Here is an 18,896-nt window from a genome sequence, read left to right on the forward strand (position 1 = left end):
TATCCACAGGCTCGTGGGCGCGCGGTGGCGGGGCTGGCCATGGTCGGCAATGCTGGTTCGCGTGACCACCCCTCAGCATCTGGACGAGCGTTTCCGCGACGCGGTCTCGGCCCTGCGGCCGCCCGGGACGCCCCGCGCGAGCGGCGAACCGGTGCGGGCCGGCTCCGCGCTCACCGGGCAGCGGGCCCGCGAGTTGTTCGATGCCCAGCTCACCAGCCGGCACCTCGATCTGGCCGCGCGCTGGCTGCGCAGCTTCAACGAGGGCTTCTACACCATCGGGTCGTCCGGTCACGAGGGAAACGCGGCGGTGGCGGCCGCCCTGGACCCCGGCGACCCGGCCCTGCTGCACTACCGCTCCGGCGCGTTCTACTGTGTCCGCGCTGTCGCTGTCCCGGCGTCCGACCCCGATCTGGACCCCCATGCCGAGGCCGCCCGCGATGTCCTGCGCGGCGTGGTCGCCTCGGCCGCCGAGCCCATCTCCGGCGGGCGCCACAAGGTCTTCGGCCGCGCCGACCTGCAGATCATCCCGGCCACGTCCACCATCGCCTCGCATTTACCAAGAGCAGTCGGCATCGGGTACGCGCTGAGCGCCGCCCCCGGACTGCGCGGGGTCAGCACCCCGTGGCCGGACGACGCGATCGTCGTCGCCTCCTTCGGCGACGCCTCGGTCAACCACGCCACCGCCACTGCCGCGCTCAACACGACCGGCTACTTCGAGCACACCGGGCGCCACTTGCCGCTGCTGCTGGTCTGCGAGGACAACGGCTGGGGCATCAGCGTCGCATCGCCCGAGGGCTGGGTCGCCGAGACCCTGCAGTCGCGCCCCGGCCTGCGCTATTTCGCCGCCGACGGCACCGACCTGGCGGCCACCTACGACACCGCCCGTGAGGCGGCCGGCTGGGTCCGCAAGCAGCGCCGGCCGGCCATCCTGCACCTGTCGGTGGTCCGGCTGATGGGTCACGCCGGCGCCGATGCCGAGGTGGCGTACCGCTCGGGCGACGACATCGCCCGCGACCTGGACCGCGACCCGCTGGTCGGCACCGCCCGGCTGCTGATCGAAGGCGGCTTCGCCACGCCCGACGATCTGATCACCCGCTACGACGAACTGGGCTGGCAGGTCCGCAAGGTCGCCGAGGAGGTGCTGAGCGAGCCCAAACTCGCCTCCGCCGCCGAGGTCGCGGCGCCGCTGGCCCCCCGCCGCCCGCTGCGCGTGTCCCGGCACATCACCGACGCCGCGACCCGGGCCAGCGGAGCCGGGTCGGCCGCTCGCGCCACCGCGTTCGGCGGCAAGCTGCCCGAGCACAGCGGCCCGCTGACCCTGGCCCAGGCCATCAACGCCACCCTGACCGATGCGCTGCTGTCCACCCCCGGGGCGCTGCTGTTCGGCGAGGACGTGGCGGCCAAGGGCGGGGTCTACGGCGTGACGAAGAACCTGCGCGACCGCTTCGGCGCCGGCCGGGTCTTCGACACGCTGCTCGACGAGACCTCGCTGCTCGGCCTCGCGCTGGGCACCGGGCTGGCCGGCCTGCTACCCATCCCGGAGATCCAATACCTGGCCTACCTGCACAACGCCGAGGACCAGCTGCGCGGCGAGGCGGCCACCATGCAGTTCTTCTCCAAGGGAGCATTCCGCAACCCCATGGTGGTACGCGTGGCCGGGCTGGCCTACCAGCAGAGCTTCGGCGGCCACTTCCACAACGAGAACTCGGTCGCCGTGCTGCGCGACGTACCCGGGCTGGTCCTGGCGGTGCCGTCGCGCCCGGCCGATGCGGCGCCCCTGCTGCGCTCCTGCCTGGCCGCGGCGGCCGTCGACGGCACGGTGAGCGTGTTCCTGGAGCCGATCGCGCTCTACCACACCCGCGACCTCTACCAGCCCGGCGACAACGACTGGCTGGCACCATATGCCCCGCCGGGCGAGTGGGCCGGCGTGCACATCCCGATCGGGCGGGCGCGGACGTACCCCGTAGGTTCTGCGGAGGATGTAACGATTGTGACCTTCGGCAACGGAGTTCGCATGTCGCTGCGGGTCGCCGCGCAGCTAGCGGCGCAGGGTTACGGGTCCCGGGTGGTGGATCTACGCTGGCTCAGCCCGTTGCCGGTGGCCGATCTGGTGCGGGAGGCCTCGGCAACCGGCCGGGTCCTGATCGTGGACGAGACCAGGCGCTCGGGCGGCGTCGGAGAGGGAATTCTGGCGGCGCTGGTGGACGGCGGTTTCGTCGGTGCGGCCCGCCGGATAGCGTCGGTGGACTCGCCCGTTCCCCTGGGTCCGGCAGCACAACAGGTCCTAATCGGGGAAGATGCCATCACACAGGGTGCCCATGCCCTGCTGGCGCGGTAAATTGCCACACACTCGGTGCGCCACTTGCGCGCAGCGCCCTAAGTGTGTGGACTACCCCCACACGTACACCTGAACAGCAAGGAGGAATTCGACAGTGAGCGCGACCGCTGGTCAGGCCGACGGCGTACGCAGCCTGGCGGACCGGTTCGGCTTCGAGCCGACGATGGTGGTCATGGAGATGGGCTACGACGACGACGTAGACGAGGATCTCCGTGACGCCCTGACCGAACGCGTGGGTGAATTGGTCGACGAGGACACCGATGAGGTGGTCGACGCGGTGCTCCTCTGGTACCGCGACGGCGACGGTGACCTGTTCGAATTGCTCACGGACGCCCTGAGCCCGCTGGCCGACAGCGGCGTGGTGTGGCTGCTGACCCCCAAGGCCGGCCGCGACGGACACGTCGAACCCAGTGAGGTCAGCGAGAACGCGCCGACGGCCGGACTCCAGCAGACCTCCACGGTGAACGCCGGCAAGGACTGGACGGCAGCCCGGCTGGTGTCCTCCCGCGGAGCGAAGAAGAAGTAGGAACCCTCTTCGCTGGTTCTGCCGCGCGGTCATTGCCACCGCGCGGCTATGTGCCTTGGCTGCGGCGTGGGCATGTGCCTTGGCCGTCGGGGGCGTGGGGCTTGGTTAAGGTGGCCGCATGCCGATCGACGTGGGCTCACCGGCGCCCAGCTTCACGCTCAAGGACCAGAACAACCAGGAAATCTCGCTGGCGGACTTCCAAGGCCGCAAAGCGGTGCTCCTGGTCTTCTACCCCTTGGCCTTCACCGGCACCTGCCAAGGCGAACTCGCCGAGATCCAGGAGAATTACTCCGAGTACTCCAACGACTACATCCAGGTGCTCACGGTCAGCGTGGACTCGGTCTACAGCCACAAGGTCTGGGCCGATCGCGAGGGCTTCACCTTCCCGCTCCTGGCCGACTTCTGGCCCCACGGCGCGGTGGCCCAGGCGTACGGGGTCTTCAACGACCAGGCCGGCTTCGCCAACCGCGGCACCTTCGTGATCGACAAGGAAGGCGTGGTCCGCTTCGCCCAACTCCAGGGCCCGGGTGAGGCCCGCGACCAGAACACGTGGCGATCGGCGTTCAAGGATCTGATCCTCTGACGCTTTCTTTCAAGCACGCGTTTCGTGGCGGCCGTTTGTCGGGGCGGCCGTCTCGAAGCGGCCTTGTCTTGCGGCGGTCGGCTCCAGGGGCGGGCTTCTCCTGGGGCGGGCGGTGCTCGGCCCTTGGTCCGCCGCAAGGTAAGATGACGGCTCCGGTCCTTGCGGAACCGGGCGCGTAGCTCAGTGGGAGAGCACTCGCCTTACAAGCGAGGGGTCGCAGGTTCGAAACCTGCCGCGCCCACCAAAGTCGGCCAACCCTGTCCGCTAAATGCGCGGACCTGGGACTGTGGTCATGCTGACTCCGGGGGCCGAGCCCCCGGAGTCCCCGCGGTGCGGTGGTTGCGCGGGGGTGGTCGGCGGTCAGGTTTTGTTTGAGTTTGTCGGTTGGGCGTGAGTCGGCTAACCCTGTTTGCTGGGTGCGCGGACCTGGGACTGTGGTCATGCTGGCTCCGGGGGCTGAGCCGCTGGAGGTCCTGCTGTGCGGGGTGCGCCGCCTCGCCAGGTCAGTGATCGGCTTTGCTTCGCTCGCCTGCGTGCGCTGAGCGCCCCACCCGTCAGAGATCGCCGGCAGCCGTTGGCGCTGGTGGATCAACTGGGTCAGGCATTCGCCAGGTTCACGGCATGACGCGGGGCATCGGCATGACGTCGGGCATCGGCTCGTCGTGGTTGGGGGCAATTCGCTTGGTGGGGGCGCTTAGTATTTGGTGTGCAGCGATTGTTGATCATCGATACTGACGATGTTGAGTTTGTGCAGCAGTTGGCTGTGCAGTACGGGGTTACCGTCCAGAAGGTTGATCTGCATGGGCTGGAGCCCGTGCTGACCACCACGCTCATTATTTTCGGGGCGGTGGCTGCGGTCAGCTTGTTCGTGGCCCTGGTGGACCGGCATCGGGGTGGGCAGGTCATCGATCTGCGGCCCGGCACGCCAAAGACCATGTATCGCAGTCGGGACGTCGTCTACGGCCTCGTTGTCATCTACGCGATGGATGGCAAGGTGACCGTTCAGGTCCGCGAGCCCGAGGGCATGTTCGGGCAGGTGCTGGAGTCGCTGACCACATTGCTCGGGGAGCTGGCCGGCGCCAATGTCTCGGATGTGGCCGCGGCGGTTACCGATAAGCTGGGGGACACGGCTGCCGTCACTGCCGAGTCCGCGAAAGCCGGGTTGAGTGCCGACCGGGACACTGACTAGGTGCCGGCTTATGTGAGCGTACGGGGATGGCTGGGCCGTGCGGGCGGTGCTGCGGCGCCATGATGACGGGTTCTACAGTCACGGCTGGAACGAAGTGAACGGGCCGAATGGCGATTCATGCCTGGTGTACTGCGGAACCGTTCGGGAATCGGGCACCGAATGGCTGCTCGACCAGTTGCGGGAGATAGCCGTCATCCCGGCTTTCGTACACCATGAGGTTTCTGGCATGCAGGAGTGGCAGATCCGTGATGACCGAGCCCGTACCTGGGCGTTACGACTACTTGCAAGAATGATCGACCGTGACGCAATTGTGGCGGCCGACCGGGCCGGAAGAGTTGGAACTGGTGCGCGCCTCGGGGTGGCGGCGGTGGCCCGCGCGGTTGCCTGATCAGCCCATTTTCTATCCGGTGCTCAACGAGAATTACGCCATCAGGATTGCGCGGGACTGGAATGTGCCGGCGTCCGGGGTGGGCTATGTGACGCGGTTCGAGGTCGATACCGGCTTTGCCGCGAGGTATCCGGTGCAGCAAGCGGGCGGGTCGACGATTCTCGAGCTGTGGGTGCCGGCCGAGGAGTTGGAGACGTTCAACGATCACATTGTCGGGCTGATCGAGGTCGTTCACGAGTTCCGGTAGACCCACCGGGGGTTATGGGAGCGCTTCCAAGTTCGCACATGCCGCTACTTCCGGTGCCGTTCCGGAAGTTACGAGGGTAATGGGTGGGGTGTATCCGCAGGTGAAGTGGCTTGTGGATCGATCCTCCGTCGCGTGAACCCCGAAAAACCTTGCGGTTCGGGTTCCGACGTTGTTTCGGTAGCGTGGCAAATCGAGCTTGCTCGATTCCTGTGGGCCGGCTTGTTCGAAGACTCCCCAGGTCAGCGGAAGGCGATCGGCATGACTTTCGAACCTGCCCGTGAGCGTGGGCGTACCCCCGGCAGAATGCGCAGTGCCGTCCTTGGTGTGGCGGCCGGAGCCGTCGCCGTGAGCGCATTCATCGCGCTCAGCGGCACTGCGGACGCGGCGTCCACGCTCGGTGCGTCGGCTGGCGCAAGTGGACGTTATTTCGGTACGGCGGTAGCGGCGAACAAGCTCAGCGACGCCACCTACGTGGGCATTCTGGACCGCGAATTCACCATGGTGACCCCCGAGAACGAAATGAAGTGGGACGCCACCGAACCGAATCAGGATTCCTTCTCGTACGCTGATGCCGATCGGATCGTCAGCCACGCAACGGGCATCGGCGCCCGGGTCAGGGGTCATGCGTTGGCCTGGCATTCGCAGCAGCCGGGCTGGGTGCAGAACCTGAGCGGCACGGCGCTGCGATCGGCGATGCTCAACCACGTCACCCAGGTCGCTACGCATTATCGCGGGCGGATCTATGCCTGGGATGTGGTGAATGAAGCGTTCGCCGATGGTGGCAGCGGCGCCCGGCGCGATTCCAATCTTCAGCGCACCGGCAATGACTGGATCGAAGCCGCATTCCGGGCCGCGCGCGCCGCCGATCCAACCGCCAAACTGTGCTACAACGACTACAACACCGACGGCCAGAATGCGAAGAGCAACGCGGTGTACGCCATGGTGCAGGATTTCAAGAGCCGCGGCGTACCCATTGATTGCGTCGGTTTTCAATCGCATTTCAACGCCCAGTCGCCGGTGCCCGGTGACTATCAGGCGAACCTGCAGCGCTTCGCCAACCTCGGCGTCGAGGTGCAGATAACCGAGCTGGACATCGAGGGTTCCGGCTCCACCCAGGCCGACGCGTTCGCCCGCGTGGTCCAGGCCTGCCTGCACGTGACCGCCTGCACGGGCATCACCGTGTGGGGCATCCGCGACACCGACTCGTGGCGGGCCGGCGGCACCCCGCTGCTGTTCGACGGCAACGGCGGTAAGAAGGCGGCCTACACCTCGGTGCTCAACACGCTCGACGGTGGCGGCACGTCGAACCCGCCGAGCAGCTCAACGCCTCCGCCGCCCTCGGGCGCGGCTTGCACGGCGACGTTCTCCACAAACGCGTGGAGCGGTGGCTTCGTCACCACGGTCAAGGTCACGGCCGGCTCGTCGGCCCTGAGCTCCTGGTCCGTAGGCGTCACGCTTCCGGGCGGGTCGGCGGTCACCAGCGCCTGGAACGCCCAGGGCACCGGCACCAGCGGCGCAGTCCAGTTCGCCAACGTCTCCTACAACGCCCGGGTCGCCGCGGGTGGCAGCACCGAGTTCGGCTTCCAAGGCACCGGCTCAGCTCCGTCCGCGGCCCCCACCTGCACCGTGAGCCTGACATGAAGTGGCTCATCCCGGCGGCCGTGGCGGCGCTGCTCGACCGGCGCCGCGCGGCAAACCGGCCGCGTACACGCTCAACGGCGCTGCCCGCACCGTCGCCTGAGTTGACGCGGGACGTAAAGGTGTCGCCCTCAACCGGCCGGGCGGTCGGCTGAGGCTGCGGGACGGGAGGCCGGAATCAGCCGGCCGGAGCCGGTCGGTATTCGAGCAGGACGATGCGGGAGTCGAGCACCGTCGTGCCGGCCAGGTCGAGGCCGGTGCGGAGGTAGCCGGCGAGGGCGGGTTCGTGGCCGTCGGGGCCGACGGTCAGGGGGAAGACCATGAGCCTGAGGCGGTCCACGAGGCCAAGGTTCGTCAGGCTTCGTAGCAGGGAGATGCTCCCGATGGTGCGCAGGGGCACCCGGGACTCTTGTTTGAGGGCCGCCATTCCGGTTGCCAGGTCACCGCTCAGCAGGCGGGAGTTCTGCCAGTTCAGGGGTTCGGTGAGGCTGTTCGAGACCACCACTTTGGGGGTCTTGTTCATGGTGGTGGAGGCTTCGTCGGTCGTCTTCGCGGACATCGCTGCCATCAGCTCGTAGGTGACGCGGCCCATCACCATGACCTGGGGGCCGGTGCTTTCGGTGCGGATCCACTCGTCGAGTTCCTTGCCCCCGTAGCCGAAGAAGGGTCCGGCTTTGTCGGCGGCAGCGAAGCCGTCAAGGGAGATGAAGAGGTCTGCGATGAGTCCTGCCATGGCTCCTCCGTCAGTCGAGGATGTGGAAGACGAAGCGCTGGCGCCACGGACGATCCGCGTCGTCCGTGGCGATGCGCTCCAATGTCGACACCATCGTGTCGTAGGCGGTGAGGCCCAGGGCCATCCTGAGGCTCGCCGCGTTGATCCACACGAGGCGGACCGGCCGGGGGTCGCCGGCGCTCAAACGGTCGCGGAGATCGTCGAGGTCACGCCGGTAGAACGGGCCATAGCCGAGGGCGCCGGCCAGCCTGTGGTGCAGATCCGCCTCGCTGAGCACGTTACGCCCGTCGATCACCAGCTCCACCGCGCCAACCTCCTGACGACCACCTGCCACTACTGCCCGCGGCACGGGCAGGATCCTGCTGCCCCGGCCGGCCACCGGACAATCACGTGCCACTCCAACGAGCGCGGGCGAGAGCCCACCGGCCCTCGCCCGGGCATCGTCACTCGGGCCTGGCGGTCAGCCGGTTGAGCAGTTCGTCGCCGTCGCCCTCGAACTCGCCGAGCGACTCCAGGCGGGCCCGGATGCCACCGCGGCTGCGCCCGAACTCCTCCATCAGGGTGCGCTCGTCGGTCCCTTCGCGGAACCGGGCGAGCAGCCGCTCGTCGTCCTCGGCCGACCAGCGGGAACCTCGGTTGGGATAGCGCTTGGACTTCTCCCCGCCGGTCGAGCCTGCCTTGCCCTGGTTGCGCAGGGCCACCAGCCCGGCGAGCGTGGAGGTCAAGGCGTCAGCCACGGCCGGCAGGTCGAGCGGCGAGATCCCTCCGCTGATCTCGCTGACCACCTGACCGTCGGGACTCCATCCGGCGAGCGTCAGGCTGACGTTGTCCTCGCCGGTCCCATAGGCGGTGATCTGGTAGGTGTGGGCGCCCACGGTGAGGTGCCGCTCCAGCATGGTGTGCGGGCGCCGGTCGAGCTCCGGCGCGTACTCGATGTCGTTCATGGGCCGAATCTAGGGCGGCCCACTGACAGTTTTTCGCCCGGCGTGTCGGTTTCCCGGTGTGTCTTGCTGGACAGGTGACGACTGTGCTGGTAGGCGGACTGTCAGCTGATCCGGGGGTCCAGGATGCGGATGCCGGGACCGTCGAGCTCGGGCAGCACCGCGCCCCGGCCGCACATGGCCATCAGCAGAGCCTCCGCCGGCCCGGCGATCAGCGGGCCCACCCCGGAGAACCAGTTGAGGTCGGAGGCCTCCCACCGCAGGTTGGCCAGCCGCCGCTTGGGCGCGAACCCGAGGGCCCGGCCGCTGACCATGAACTCGAGCGACACCTTCAGCCGATCGAGGTGCAGGCCGTGCGGAAGCCCGAGGGGGCGGCGCATGTCCTGGCCGTGCACCTGCGCGTCGGTCAACTGGCCGGCGAAGCCCACGATCGGCGCCTTGTGCAGGGTATTCGCGGTGCCGCGTAGCATCTGGGCCAGCTCGGCCGCCGGACGCTCCGCAGTCTGCACCGCCAACTGCGAGTTGGCCTTGTGCAGCCGGAAGCCGCTGCGGGCCAGCACGCTCAATGAGGGCTTGCCGGTCGCGGCAACCAAGTGCCCGGCGACCTCCTTGACCGTCCAGTCCCCGCACAGGCTGGGCGTGTCGAGCTGGTCCGGCGATAACGAGTCGAGCAGGTCGGCGATGCGTCGGCGCTCATCGGCGATGGCGGCACGGATATCCATTCCGCCCAGGCTAGTGATCTTCCGGCTGCCGGCGCCGGTGAGGTGGCGCTTTAATGGGCGGATGGCTGAGGATCTTGGTCCGCCTGAGGCGGTGCTGCGCTCGTTCGGGGCGACGGAGGAGCTGGTTCGCCTGGCCGGGGGCAAGGGCGGCACCTGGCGGGCCGGGGAGGTCGTGATGAAACCCGCCGAGGGCGATGACGAGGTGCGATGGCGCTGCGAGATCCTCTCCGCCCTGCCGCAGACGTCAGACTTCCGCATTGCGCGTCCGATCCGATCAAAGGAAGGACACTGGATCTCGTACGGGTGGGAAGCGACCCGTTTTGTGCCCGCTCAACCCGACCCCCAGCGGGTCGACGACGTCATCCGGGCCGGCGAGGCGTTCCATGCCGCAGTGGCGAACGTGCCCCGGCCATCCTTTCTGGACACCCGCAGCGATCCGTGGGCCAACGGCGAGTGGCTCGCCTGGGACGGCCCGCACCGGCCCGCCGGATTCGCCCGCCGGCCAAGTGGGTTGCTCGATGACCTGCTGGCCATCCGCGAGGACGTGGACCTGCCGGAGCAGATGGTGCATGGCGACCTGATCGGCAACGTCTTGTTCGCGGGGCAGGCGGTGCCCGTGGTCATCGACTGGGCGGCTTACTGGCGCCCGCCGGCCTGGGCGTACGCGGTGGTCGTGGTGGATGCGATGGTCTGGCACGGATTCGACGTCATGCTGGCTCGGCGCTACGAGCATCTGCCGGCGTGGGGGCAGATGCTGGTACGGGCGGCGGTGTTCCGGCTTGCCACCTGGTCCGCAGCCGGCTGGAGCGGCGAACCCGAGGAGGCGTACCGGCCGGTGGTGCGCGACGTCGTCAATCTTGTCAGGGGTGGGGGCTAGGGTCGGGTCCATGCCTGAGATCCGGCTGGAACCGATGACCGACGCGCAGTTCGCTCACTACAGTGCCACCGCGGAGGAGGGGTACGCGAAGCTGATCGCCGAGAGCGGGGACATGTCGTGGGAAGCGGCTGTCGAGAAGGCGGCGGCTGACTATCGACGCTTGCTCCCGCAGGGAATGCAGTCACCCGACGACTTCTTCTTCCGCGCGCACGGCGACAGTCCCCACGGCGGTGCTGCGGATGGCGGTGCTGCGGACGGCGGTGCTGCGGATGGCGGCGTCGGCATGATCTGGCTGCGGATCACCCCGGATGCCGAGGGCCTGAAAGCCTGGATCTATGACATCGAGGTCGATGAGAGCCAGCGGCGGCGCGGGTATGGCCGGGCCATCATGCGCGCCGCCGAGCAGTTCTGCCGTTCGCGGGAGGTGGTCTCGGTCGGTCTCAACGTGCACGGGGGCAATACCGGCGCCCGGGCTCTCTACGAGGAGGAAGGCTACGCGGTGACCAGCCTGCAGATGCGCAAACAGCTTTGAGCCTCACAGCGACTCGAAGTCCGTGGAGCTGATGACGCGGCGCACGGTGATCGGCTGCTGCAGGGGTACGCCGCCGGGGCCGGGCACCGCCGACACGCGCGCCGCGATTTCGATGGCCCGTTGCTCGGAGACGACGTCGACCAGCTGATAGCCGGCCAGCATCCGCCGGTACTCGGTGAACGGGCCGTCAACGACCTCGGGCGCGGTGCCGTCCGAGGTGACGACCTTGGCCAGATCCGGCCCGGTGAGCGCGTGGCCGCCGACGTACTCGCCGGTCTGGAGCAGCTCGGCGTTGAGGTCGTCGTAGTAGTCCATGTGCGCCTTGATCTCCTCCGGCGACCACTGCTCCATCGGCGTGTCCACGACGCCGGGCTGGTAGTCGACCACGAGCAGGAAAAGCATGCTGACATCCCTTCGCCAAGGACCACGACAGCCCTGGGGAAAGCATGCCGTGTCGTCGCGGCAAATCGGGTCGAATCGCGTGCAACCCAATCGTGCGGTTGTGCACCCGCGCTGCACCTGCGGCGGGCTCAAGTCGGGTCGCGGAGGCCCGATTCATCTGGCACCTGCGGATGGTTCCGCAGGTGAGCGGGCCCAGCCGTAACCCCCTCGGCGGCCGGGCCCGCTCAGCACCCAGCGAAGCGTCCAGAAGATCCAGCCAGCGAAGACGACGGGAGCATCGTGCTGTACCTCGGTGCCGACCAGGAGAAGACCGTTGTCTCGGTGACGCCGTTGCGGATGCGCGCCGGCCGGGCCCGCCGCTTGCGTACCGGCGTGGTGACCGAAATCGTTCCGCGTAAGCCCAGTGGCCGCACCGGCGGGGAACTGCTGCAGGCGGCCCTCGTGCTGCTCGTGGCGGGCGCGCTGCTCAGTGCGCTCGGCGTCCCCTGGCTCGCCGCCGCTGCCACCTCATTTGTCCTGTTCACTGGCATTGCAGTGCATCGGCGCCGCGCCGCTCGCACGGGTCTGATCGCGGTTCCGCGCGGGGATGACGCGTCCGTCCTGCACGCGCCGGAGGAGCGCGAGGCCTTCCGTCGAGCCGTGCAAACCGCTCATCGCGTACGAAAGACCTGGCCGTTCTTGAATCCCATGATCGACCCGGACGTCGCCGGACGCAGCCTCGCCACCGCCCTGCGCGAGCTGGCCGCGATCATGGCTCGGCGCCAGAGCATCCGGGACCTGCGCCTCGAACTCGATCAAGCGGCAAGTCACGGGCTCGCCGCGGACAGTGCGGCCGTTCGCGCCCTCGCCGAGCAGCGTCAGCGCGCCGAGGACCTGTGGCGAACCACCGGCGCCGAGGCGAACCGCATCCTGGCCGGCCTCCAAGCGGCCGCAGAGGCGGGGGAGAACCTCATCCGCGAGCAACGCCTGCACCAGACCACGCGCAACGCCGAGCTGGCGATCGTCCGCCTGGCAGCCGTCGGTGCGCCCATCTCCGAGGCCGCCCCCGAGCTGGCCGAACGCACCGCCGCAGTAATCGCCGCCTACCGCGAACTCTCCGAGGCTGCCTGAGCAGACAAGCCCCAGCCACGGCCCGATCACCCCAGCGTGATCGGGCCACTTTTGTGCGTACCGGAAGACCCGACAAAATGCCAGGAGCGCTCAGGCAGCCATCGGGTCAGTACTGAAAGTAGTGAATCAATTACTCAGGGCCACGGAGGTGAGCCGATTGCCGGGGCTGTAGCTGTTGTCGCGGAAGGGTTCTGGACCATGCGTCGTCGCTTCATCGCCACGATTGCCGTGCTGACGGGCCTGTTCGGGCTCGGTGCCACCTCCGCGAATGCCGCCGGCCGGGTGAGCGCCAGCGACAAGGCCGGCCGGGCTGTCGTCACTCAGGCCGTCACGCCCTGCTTCTCCATGAAAGCGTGTCTGGGCTGCGCCTGGAGCATGAAGGTCTACTCCGGAGCGCAGCGTGACGGTATGTTCACTCAAAAGAGTGACTCGACTACCGCAAAGTAGCCCAATAGCTTGTCTCGTGACATGTCCAGCCCCGGAGAAGCCCCCATACCGTCCGCTACCAGCCGCAACGAGCTGGCGGCCGGTGAGTGGCGCACGCCCGCCAGGGGCTCGTCAAGCCGCTCGGCGAGCGGTGGACATCTGCCGCGGAACGCTCAGTGTCACCGTGCGCGGCGTGCGCCGGCCCAGCGCGTCGAGGGCGTCCAGCAACATCGCCTGTACGGTCTCGGAGGCGGGCAGATGCCAGTCGTGCTGCTCCGGGGCGACCGCCCAGCGCACCGGGCCCTCGGGGGTCCGGCTGGGCGCGGCCGGGATCCACGAGCCGCGACCGTGGTGCAGGACGTCCAGGCAGGATGCGAGCTCGGGGCGAAGGGCGCTCTCCGGACGTACGAAAAACATCCAGCGACCCGACGGCGTCACCGCGACCGGTCCTCGTCCGTCTCCACGCTCCGGGCCGATCACGCCCGTGTGCAACCGCACCGCTCCCAGGACCCGCAGGCCGACCGGCGCGGGCACCTCCAGGACGTCGAAGCTTCCGCCGGTTGCGAGCAGCACTGTGTACGGCTGATGCCGCCACCATCCGCCCACCCGCGCGACGTCCGTGCTGGCGTCGTCCTCCCAGGACTCCATCGCGGGATGGCACCCCATGATCGGGCAGCCGGCGCGACCGCAGTTGAACCGCTCGCCGCTGAGGTACGCCCCCGGAGTCACCGCCCAGCCGTGCGCGGCATACCGCACGGCCGCCCGGCGCAGGCGGAGCCGATCGAAACGGAACCGGTCAACGAGACGTGTGCTCCACTGCATGATCGGTCAACCCCCGAGTTGGACCTTGCTGCCGCTATATCAGGCGGGACCGCCGTCACCAACTTCGACACGCGTCGTTGGTTCGAGCAGAAAACCCATTGCAAGTTGCATGAGAAACTACGAGCCACGGTGGGTGGGCGATCACACAACCTGTGCGACCAGCACGGACGAGTGAGGGTCACACTGCCACTGAAACACCGTTCGGCTCACCGGCGGGGGACGCCGGATGAGTTTGGGGAGGCACCGTGGACGAGCTGCCGATTGGCCGCCGAGTCGCCTACTGGCGCGGCCGCCGGAAAATGTCCCAACAGGTCTTCGCGGACCGGTTGGGCAAATCCAAGAGCTGGGTCGACAAGGTGGAGCGCGGGGTCCGCCGGCTTGACAAGTTCTCCGTCGTCTACGAGATCGCGGATGTGCTCGCGATCGACGTGACACTGCTGCTCGGCAAGGATGTCGAGCGGCGTCCGGACACACCTAACTGCATCGACCAGGTCGAGGTCGAAGAGATCAGAGCTGCGCTCGAGCGGTACGACCAGATGAGCGCGTTCTTCCACCCGATCCCGCAGGCCCCGCCGCTGACCGAGATGCGCAAGGCGGTCAGCCACGCCTGGCTCACCTATCAGCATGCCAAGTACGGCGTGCTGGCCCGCAAGCTTCCACAGCTACTGCGGGATGCCCAGGCCGCCGACAGCGCCCACGCCGGTGGCGACGAGGCCCGCGACGCGGCGCACCTGCTCGGGCAGGTCTACCAGATCGCCTCGTCCGCGCTGCGCAAGGTCGGCGAGCACGAGCTGTCCTGGCTCGCTGCGGACCGCTCGATCGCGGTGTCCCAGCGGGCCGGTGACCAGCTACTCGCCGGGATGGCCAGCCACCGGGTCGGCATGGCGCTGCTCTCGCTCGGCCGGGTCCGCTCGGCGCTCGAGGTCAACGTCAACATCGCCAACCGGCTCGCCCCCACCACCCCCGAGGCGGCCACCCCGGAACGGCTGTCGGTGTACGGCCTGCTGCTGCTCACCGGGGCCATGGCGGCGGCCCGCATCGGCGACAGCGCCACCGTGCGCGACCTGGTCAGCGGGGCCGAGCAGGCGGCCGGCGCGCTGGGCGGCGACTTCAACTACTACTGGACCTCCTTCGGGCCGACAAACGTGGAGCTGCACCGGGCCGCAGCAGCGGTCGAGCTCGGCGACGGCGGCAAGGCGATCGAGACGCACGAGCGAATCAACCGGGAGTGCTTCGCCGCGATGCTGCCCGAGCGTCGTGCGCATCACTACCTCGACATCGCGCGTGGCTACACCCAGTTGGGCGACGTGGAAAAGGCCAGCGAGATGCTGCTGGAGGGCGACCGGCTCGCCCCCTCGGAGATCCGCTGCCGGCCGCTGGCCCACGAGGTCATCTCCGACGTGCTGCGACGCACGCGCGGAACGCCGCCGGCGCCGATCGCCGAGCTGGCCGAGCAGATGGGAGTCGGCGTATGAGGTGGGTTCTGAGGTGACTCCACGAGTTCTCTATGTCCTGGTCTGCGGTTCGCCGATCGCCCGGGACGTGGGCCTGCTCGTGGATCTGGCGCAGCGCGACGGGTGGGAAGTCTGCGTGATCACCACCCCGGACGGGCGCAAGTTCGTCGACACGGCCGCACTGCACGCCCAGACCGGGCACCCGGTCCGCAGTTACTACAAGAACCCCGGCGACGACGATCTGCTGCCGACCGCGGACGCCATGATCGTGGCGCCCGCAACGGTGAACACGGTCAACAAGTGGGCCGCTGGGATCACGGACACGCTGGTGCTCGGTCTGCTCGTGGAGGGCTACGGGTTCAACACCCCGACCGTCGTGGTTCCGTACACGAACAAGGTCATGGCCGTGCACCCGGCGTTTCATGACAGCATCGCGAAGCTGCGCAGCTGGGGTGTGCACGTCATGCACGGCGACGATGTCGTGCGGCTGGGCATGCCGGGGCAGAACGACCGGTTCCGCAAGCAATTTCCGTGGCGGCGCGCCCTTCAGGCCGTGCAGTCCCATTTCGAAGCCGCCGACCGAGTCGAGCCGGGGGCCCGATCCTGAACCTGGGTAGAGTTGGCGGCCGTGACCGACTCCGCCATTACCCCGCCCACCGTCCGTGAGGCGGTGGCAGCCCTCGACGCCCGCTATCCGCGGTCATGGGCCGAGCAGTGGGACCGGGTGGGTCCCGTGCTCGGCGACTTCGACCGGCCGGTGCGCACCGTGCTCGGCGTTGTCGACGTCGTGCCCGAGACCGTCGAGGAGGCGGTCGCGGTTGGCGCCGACCTGATCGTCGCGCACCACCCGCTGCTGCTCAAGGGCGTTTCCTCGGTGGCGCCGGACACGTACAAGGGCCGCATCGTGCACCGGCTGATCAAGGCCGGCATCGCCCTTTACGTAGCGCACACCAACGCCGACGTGGCGAACCCCGGCGTCTGCGATGCCCTCGCTGCCCGCCTCGGCCTGACCACCCTGCGCCCCCTGGTTGACCAGGGCGAAGGCCGGGGGATCGGGCGGGTGGGCGAGCTGGCCACCCCGCTCACGCTGGCCGAGCTGACCGCGTTCGTCGCGGCAAGGCTGCCTGCCACCGCCGCCGGCATCAGGGCCGCGGGAGACCCAGGGCGCATCATCCGTACGCTCGCAGTCAGCGGTGGCGCCGGTGACTCCTTCCTGGCCGACGCCGGCACCGCGGGCGCCGACGCGTATCTCTGCGCCGACCTGCGGCACCACCCGGTGAGCGAGCATCTGGCCGCGGGCGGGCCGGCCCTGATCGACGTCGCCCACTGGGCCAGCGAGCGCCCCTGGCTTGACGAGGTCGCCGCCTGGCTGCGCGCGGAACTCGGCGTCACCGTTCTCGTGTCCGACCTGGACACCGACCCCTGGACCGTGCACTCGGTCAGCCCCGATAAGGAGAACCACCCGTGAAGGCCGCCCCCCAAGACCAGCGCCGCCTGCTCGACCTGCAGGCCGTCGACACCGCGCTCAACCAGCTCGCGCACCGCCGCAAGTCGCTGCCTGAGCTGGCCGAGATCGACACCGTCTCCCGGGAGATCTCGGTCCTGGAGGACGAGCGGGTCCGCGCCCAGGTGGCCGTGGACGACATTGACCGCGACATCTCCCGCTTCGAGAAGGACATCGATCAGGTCCGCACCCGCAAGCAGCGCGACCAGGCCCGCCTCGACGCGGGCGGGGCGCTCAAGGAGATCGAGGGACTGCAGCACGAGCTGGCCACGCTCAACCGCCGGCAGTCCGAGCTCGAGGACGCCGAGCTTGAGCTCATGGAGCAGCGTGAGAGTGCTGAGCAGACCCTCAACGAGGTGAAGAAGCGCATCGCCGACGCCGTCGAGCGCCGCAACGCGGCCGAGGCCCGTCGCGACGAGGCGTACGCCGACATCACCAAGGAGCACGAGTTCAAGACCCAGTCGCGGGCGCCGCTGGCCAACGACCTGCCCCAGGACCTGGTCCAGCTCTACGACAAGATCCGGACCGAGACCGGGCTGGGTGCCGCGCTGTTCCGCTCGGGCCGCTGCGGTGGCTGCCGCATCGAGCTGTACGGCGCCGACCTGGCCCGGGTGAAGAGCGCAGCGCCCGACGAGGTGGTGCGCTGCGAGGAATGCCGTCGCATCATGGTCCGCACCGCGGAGTCCGGCCTGTGACCGATCTCCGGGTGATCATCGAGGCAGACGGGGGCTCGCGGGGCAATCCGGGTCCTGCCGGTTTCGGCGCCGTGGTTCTGGACGCCGGTGGTGACGTGCTGCTGGAGCGCTACGCCTCGGTGGGCACGACCACCAACAACGTCGCCGAGTACTCGGGCCTGATCGCCGGGTTGCAGGCCGCCGCCGAGCTGGGCGCCACCCACGTCGACGTGCGGATGGACTCCAAGCTCGTGGTCGAGCAGATGTCCGGGCGCTGGCAGATCAAGAACCCCGGTCTGCGCCCGCTGGCGGCCGAGGCGGCCACGCTGGTGACCCGGTTCGCAGCGGTGACCTTCGAGTGGATCCCCCGCGAGCGCAACAAGCTGGCCGATGCCCTGGCCAACCGGGCCATGGACGAGGCCGCGGGCAAGCCGGTCGACCTCGATCCCGCCCCAGCGCCTGCTGCGCCTGCGGCCCCGAAGAGCTGGGCGCCGCCGTCGCTGGACAAGGCCACCCGGCTCATTCTGGTGCGCCACGGCGAGACCGCGATGACCCAGCAAGGTCGTTACTCCGGTCGCGGCGATGTCCCGCTCTCCGATGAGGGCGAGGCGCAGGCCATGGCCGCGGCCGGGCGGGTGGCCGGGATCAGCCGCGAGGTTGCGGCCGTCGTTTCCTCACCCCTGAAAAGGTGTACGCGCACAGCGGAGCTGATCGCCGCCGAGCAGGGCAGCCTGCCCGTCACGGTGCTGGACGATCTGATCGAATGCGACTTCGGCGACTGGGAGGCGCTGACCTTCGCCGAGGTGCGCGAACGCTGGCCGGCCGAGATGGATCGGTGGCTCGACTCGACCAGCGTTGCGCCCCCCGGCGGGGAGTCCTTCCAGGTGGTGGCCAAACGGGTGCGCGCAGCCCTGGCAACGTTGCTCTCGGCGTACCCGTCACAGACCGTTGTTGTGGTTTCGCATGTGTCGCCGATCAAGCTGATCCTGCGCGATGCGCTGGCGGCCGGCGACGCGTTCCTGCACCGGATGTTCCTCGACGCGGCCGGTGTCTCGACGGTTGATCTGTGGCCGGACGGCGGAATTGCGGTGCGGTCAGTGAACGAGACCGCGCACCTTCGCTAGCCCGGTCCGGTCCTGCAGAACGCGGCTTGGTGCGCGCCGGGTCGCCCTGAGCCAGGCGGGCAGCGCTTGCGGCTCGTCAGCGCCCCCTTCTCCATCCGGCCCTCGGGTGCCTCGGAGGGGTGGCTCAGGACCTTGGGCGTAGTTGCTTTCGTGCTGTGAAGCCTTGGCGCGCCGGTCAGTCGGTGCGGGTTCGCTGGTAGTGCCGGCGGGCCTTCAGCTTGTTGCCGCAGGTGGCCATCGAGCACCACCGTGCGCTGTTCGACTTGCTCCGGTCCAACAGGAACAGCGCACATTCGTTGTTCGCGCACGGGCGTAACCGGCCGGGGCGGGTGCGCTCCATCTCGTCCCACGCGGAGATCGCTCGTACCAGAAGAGACTGCGCTGCCGAGGCGTCAACCGTCCAGGTCAGTCGCCCGGCCGCATCGATCGATGGGTTTGATGTCACGCCTCGCAGGAGCGGCTCCAGCGCTGACGGCGGCTCATCGCCTCGCACCACAGCCTGCAGGACGTCGCGGCCCGGTCGTAGCACTGCGAGGTCCACACCGTCCATGTCCAGAACGTCAGTGCGGGTGCCGTCGATCATGGGCGTGCTGTTCAGCAGGGTGAGAAGCAGCTCCTCGTCCATATAACCTCCAAACTCCGCTTGACAGGTTACGCGAAGGAGGC

General features: G+C 68.7%; 23 protein-coding genes and 1 tRNA gene. 17 read left to right on the plus strand and 7 right to left on the minus strand.

The annotated features are described in order from the left end of the window. The first annotated feature begins 49 nt into the window (after positions 1–49). The 8 genes from TFC3_RS08240 (at position 50) to TFC3_RS08270 (ending at position 6,912) form a co-directional block, all read left to right on the plus strand. Positions 50–2,338: a transketolase C-terminal domain-containing protein gene (locus tag TFC3_RS08240; RefSeq protein WP_067497641.1), complete on the plus strand. Its 2,289-nt coding sequence runs from the start codon at positions 50–52 to the stop codon at positions 2,336–2,338. Between the two features lie 94 nt (positions 2,339–2,432). Continuing rightward, positions 2,433–2,864 carry a DUF3052 domain-containing protein gene (locus tag TFC3_RS08245; protein WP_015619845.1) on the plus strand — a complete coding sequence of 144 codons (432 nt, stop codon included), beginning with the start codon at positions 2,433–2,435 and terminating at the stop codon, positions 2,862–2,864. A 118-nt stretch (positions 2,865–2,982) separates the two neighbouring features. Then, positions 2,983–3,447 carry a peroxiredoxin gene (locus TFC3_RS08250; RefSeq protein WP_067497644.1) on the plus strand — a complete coding sequence of 155 codons (465 nt, stop codon included), beginning with the start codon at positions 2,983–2,985 and terminating at the stop codon, positions 3,445–3,447. Positions 3,448–3,616: 169 nt separating this feature from the next. After that, a tRNA-Val gene (locus tag TFC3_RS08255) sits at positions 3,617–3,691 on the plus strand. A 474-nt stretch (positions 3,692–4,165) separates the two neighbouring features. After that, positions 4,166–4,636, plus strand: a complete 471-nt coding sequence (locus TFC3_RS08260) for a hypothetical protein (protein ID WP_153040144.1) — start codon at positions 4,166–4,168, stop codon at positions 4,634–4,636. Positions 4,637–4,673: 37 nt separating this feature from the next. After that, positions 4,674–5,024, plus strand: a complete 351-nt coding sequence (locus TFC3_RS38490; protein ID WP_173745277.1) for a hypothetical protein — start codon at positions 4,674–4,676, stop codon at positions 5,022–5,024. Further along, on the plus strand, positions 4,936–5,271 hold the full coding sequence (locus TFC3_RS08265) for a hypothetical protein (RefSeq protein WP_067497650.1): 336 nt from the start codon (positions 4,936–4,938) through the stop codon (positions 5,269–5,271). Before TFC3_RS38490 ends, TFC3_RS08265 begins: the two co-directional genes overlap by 89 nt. 258 nt (positions 5,272–5,529) lie before the next feature. Then, a complete protein-coding gene (locus TFC3_RS08270) occupies positions 5,530–6,912 on the plus strand; it encodes an endo-1,4-beta-xylanase (protein WP_067497653.1) in 1,383 nt (460 codons plus the stop codon). 175 nt (positions 6,913–7,087) lie between these two features. On the opposite strand, the gene TFC3_RS08275 is transcribed toward TFC3_RS08270, so the two are convergent. The 4 genes from TFC3_RS08275 to TFC3_RS08290 form a co-directional block, all read right to left on the minus strand. Further along, the gene (locus TFC3_RS08275) at positions 7,088–7,642 is read right to left on the minus strand and encodes a dihydrofolate reductase family protein (protein ID WP_067497656.1); all 555 of its coding nucleotides are present in this window, start codon (positions 7,640–7,642) and stop codon (positions 7,088–7,090) included. Between the two features lie 10 nt (positions 7,643–7,652). Further along, positions 7,653–7,946, minus strand: a complete 294-nt coding sequence (locus tag TFC3_RS08280; protein WP_067497658.1) for a barstar family protein — start codon at positions 7,944–7,946, stop codon at positions 7,653–7,655. Positions 7,947–8,085: 139 nt separating this feature from the next. Next, on the minus strand, positions 8,086–8,586 hold the full coding sequence (locus TFC3_RS08285; RefSeq protein ID WP_067497662.1) for a hypothetical protein: 501 nt from the start codon (positions 8,584–8,586) through the stop codon (positions 8,086–8,088). A 101-nt stretch (positions 8,587–8,687) separates the two neighbouring features. Continuing rightward, positions 8,688–9,305: a maleylpyruvate isomerase family mycothiol-dependent enzyme gene (locus TFC3_RS08290; RefSeq protein ID WP_067497665.1), complete on the minus strand. Its 618-nt coding sequence runs from the start codon at positions 9,303–9,305 to the stop codon at positions 8,688–8,690. Positions 9,306–9,366: 61 nt separating this feature from the next. On the opposite strand from TFC3_RS08290, the gene TFC3_RS08295 reads away from it, so the two are divergent. Then, on the plus strand, positions 9,367–10,182 hold the full coding sequence (locus TFC3_RS08295) for a hypothetical protein (RefSeq protein WP_067497668.1): 816 nt from the start codon (positions 9,367–9,369) through the stop codon (positions 10,180–10,182). A 10-nt stretch (positions 10,183–10,192) separates the two neighbouring features. Beyond that, positions 10,193–10,714, plus strand: coding sequence for an N-acetyltransferase (locus TFC3_RS08300; RefSeq protein ID WP_067497671.1), 522 nt, complete (start codon positions 10,193–10,195; stop codon positions 10,712–10,714). Positions 10,715–10,717: 3 nt separating this feature from the next. Here TFC3_RS08300 and TFC3_RS08305 read toward each other — a convergent pair whose 3' ends face one another. Continuing rightward, a complete protein-coding gene (locus tag TFC3_RS08305; protein ID WP_067497674.1) occupies positions 10,718–11,116 on the minus strand; it encodes a YciI family protein in 399 nt (132 codons plus the stop codon). Positions 11,117–11,395: 279 nt separating this feature from the next. Here TFC3_RS08305 and TFC3_RS08310 point away from each other — a divergent pair, with 279 nt between their 5' ends. Both TFC3_RS08310 and TFC3_RS08315 read left to right on the plus strand, forming a co-directional pair. Beyond that, positions 11,396–12,226 carry a hypothetical protein gene (locus TFC3_RS08310; RefSeq protein ID WP_236718030.1) on the plus strand — a complete coding sequence of 277 codons (831 nt, stop codon included), beginning with the start codon at positions 11,396–11,398 and terminating at the stop codon, positions 12,224–12,226. Positions 12,227–12,424: 198 nt separating this feature from the next. Continuing rightward, a complete protein-coding gene (locus TFC3_RS08315) occupies positions 12,425–12,673 on the plus strand; it encodes a hypothetical protein (protein WP_067497680.1) in 249 nt (82 codons plus the stop codon). A gap of 111 nt (positions 12,674–12,784) precedes the next feature. Here TFC3_RS08315 and TFC3_RS08320 read toward each other — a convergent pair whose 3' ends face one another. After that, positions 12,785–13,474 (minus strand): bifunctional DNA primase/polymerase, encoded by a 690-nt coding sequence (locus tag TFC3_RS08320; RefSeq protein ID WP_067497682.1) that lies wholly within the window; start codon positions 13,472–13,474, stop codon positions 12,785–12,787. 245 nt (positions 13,475–13,719) lie between these two features. Between TFC3_RS08320 and TFC3_RS08325 the strand changes: the two genes are divergently transcribed. The 5 genes from TFC3_RS08325 to TFC3_RS08345 are packed head-to-tail and all read left to right on the plus strand — an operon-like array spanning position 13,720 to position 18,230. Further along, a complete protein-coding gene (locus tag TFC3_RS08325; RefSeq protein ID WP_067497685.1) occupies positions 13,720–14,949 on the plus strand; it encodes a helix-turn-helix domain-containing protein in 1,230 nt (409 codons plus the stop codon). 13 nt (positions 14,950–14,962) lie between these two features. Further along, positions 14,963–15,535, plus strand: coding sequence for a flavoprotein (locus TFC3_RS08330; protein ID WP_082772402.1), 573 nt, complete (start codon positions 14,963–14,965; stop codon positions 15,533–15,535). A gap of 21 nt (positions 15,536–15,556) precedes the next feature. Continuing rightward, on the plus strand, positions 15,557–16,396 hold the full coding sequence (locus TFC3_RS08335; protein WP_082772403.1) for a Nif3-like dinuclear metal center hexameric protein: 840 nt from the start codon (positions 15,557–15,559) through the stop codon (positions 16,394–16,396). Next, positions 16,393–17,127, plus strand: a complete 735-nt coding sequence (locus tag TFC3_RS08340; RefSeq protein WP_067497690.1) for a zinc ribbon domain-containing protein — start codon at positions 16,393–16,395, stop codon at positions 17,125–17,127. Before TFC3_RS08335 ends, TFC3_RS08340 begins: the two co-directional genes overlap by 4 nt. Beyond that, the gene (locus tag TFC3_RS08345) at positions 17,124–18,230 is read left to right on the plus strand and encodes a bifunctional RNase H/acid phosphatase (RefSeq protein WP_236718031.1); all 1,107 of its coding nucleotides are present in this window, start codon (positions 17,124–17,126) and stop codon (positions 18,228–18,230) included. Before TFC3_RS08340 ends, TFC3_RS08345 begins: the two co-directional genes overlap by 4 nt. Before the next feature lie 175 nt (positions 18,231–18,405). Here the strand turns inward: TFC3_RS08345 and TFC3_RS08350 are convergent, their stop codons facing one another. Continuing rightward, entirely contained in the window at positions 18,406–18,855 is a 450-nt protein-coding gene (locus tag TFC3_RS08350) for a CGNR zinc finger domain-containing protein (protein ID WP_067497698.1), read from the minus strand. Between the last annotated feature and the right edge of the window lie 41 nt (positions 18,856–18,896).

Origin of the sequence: Actinoplanes sp. TFC3, from assembly GCF_001553785.1 — a bacterium.
Taxonomy (GTDB): Bacteria; Actinomycetota; Actinomycetes; order Mycobacteriales; family Micromonosporaceae; genus Actinoplanes.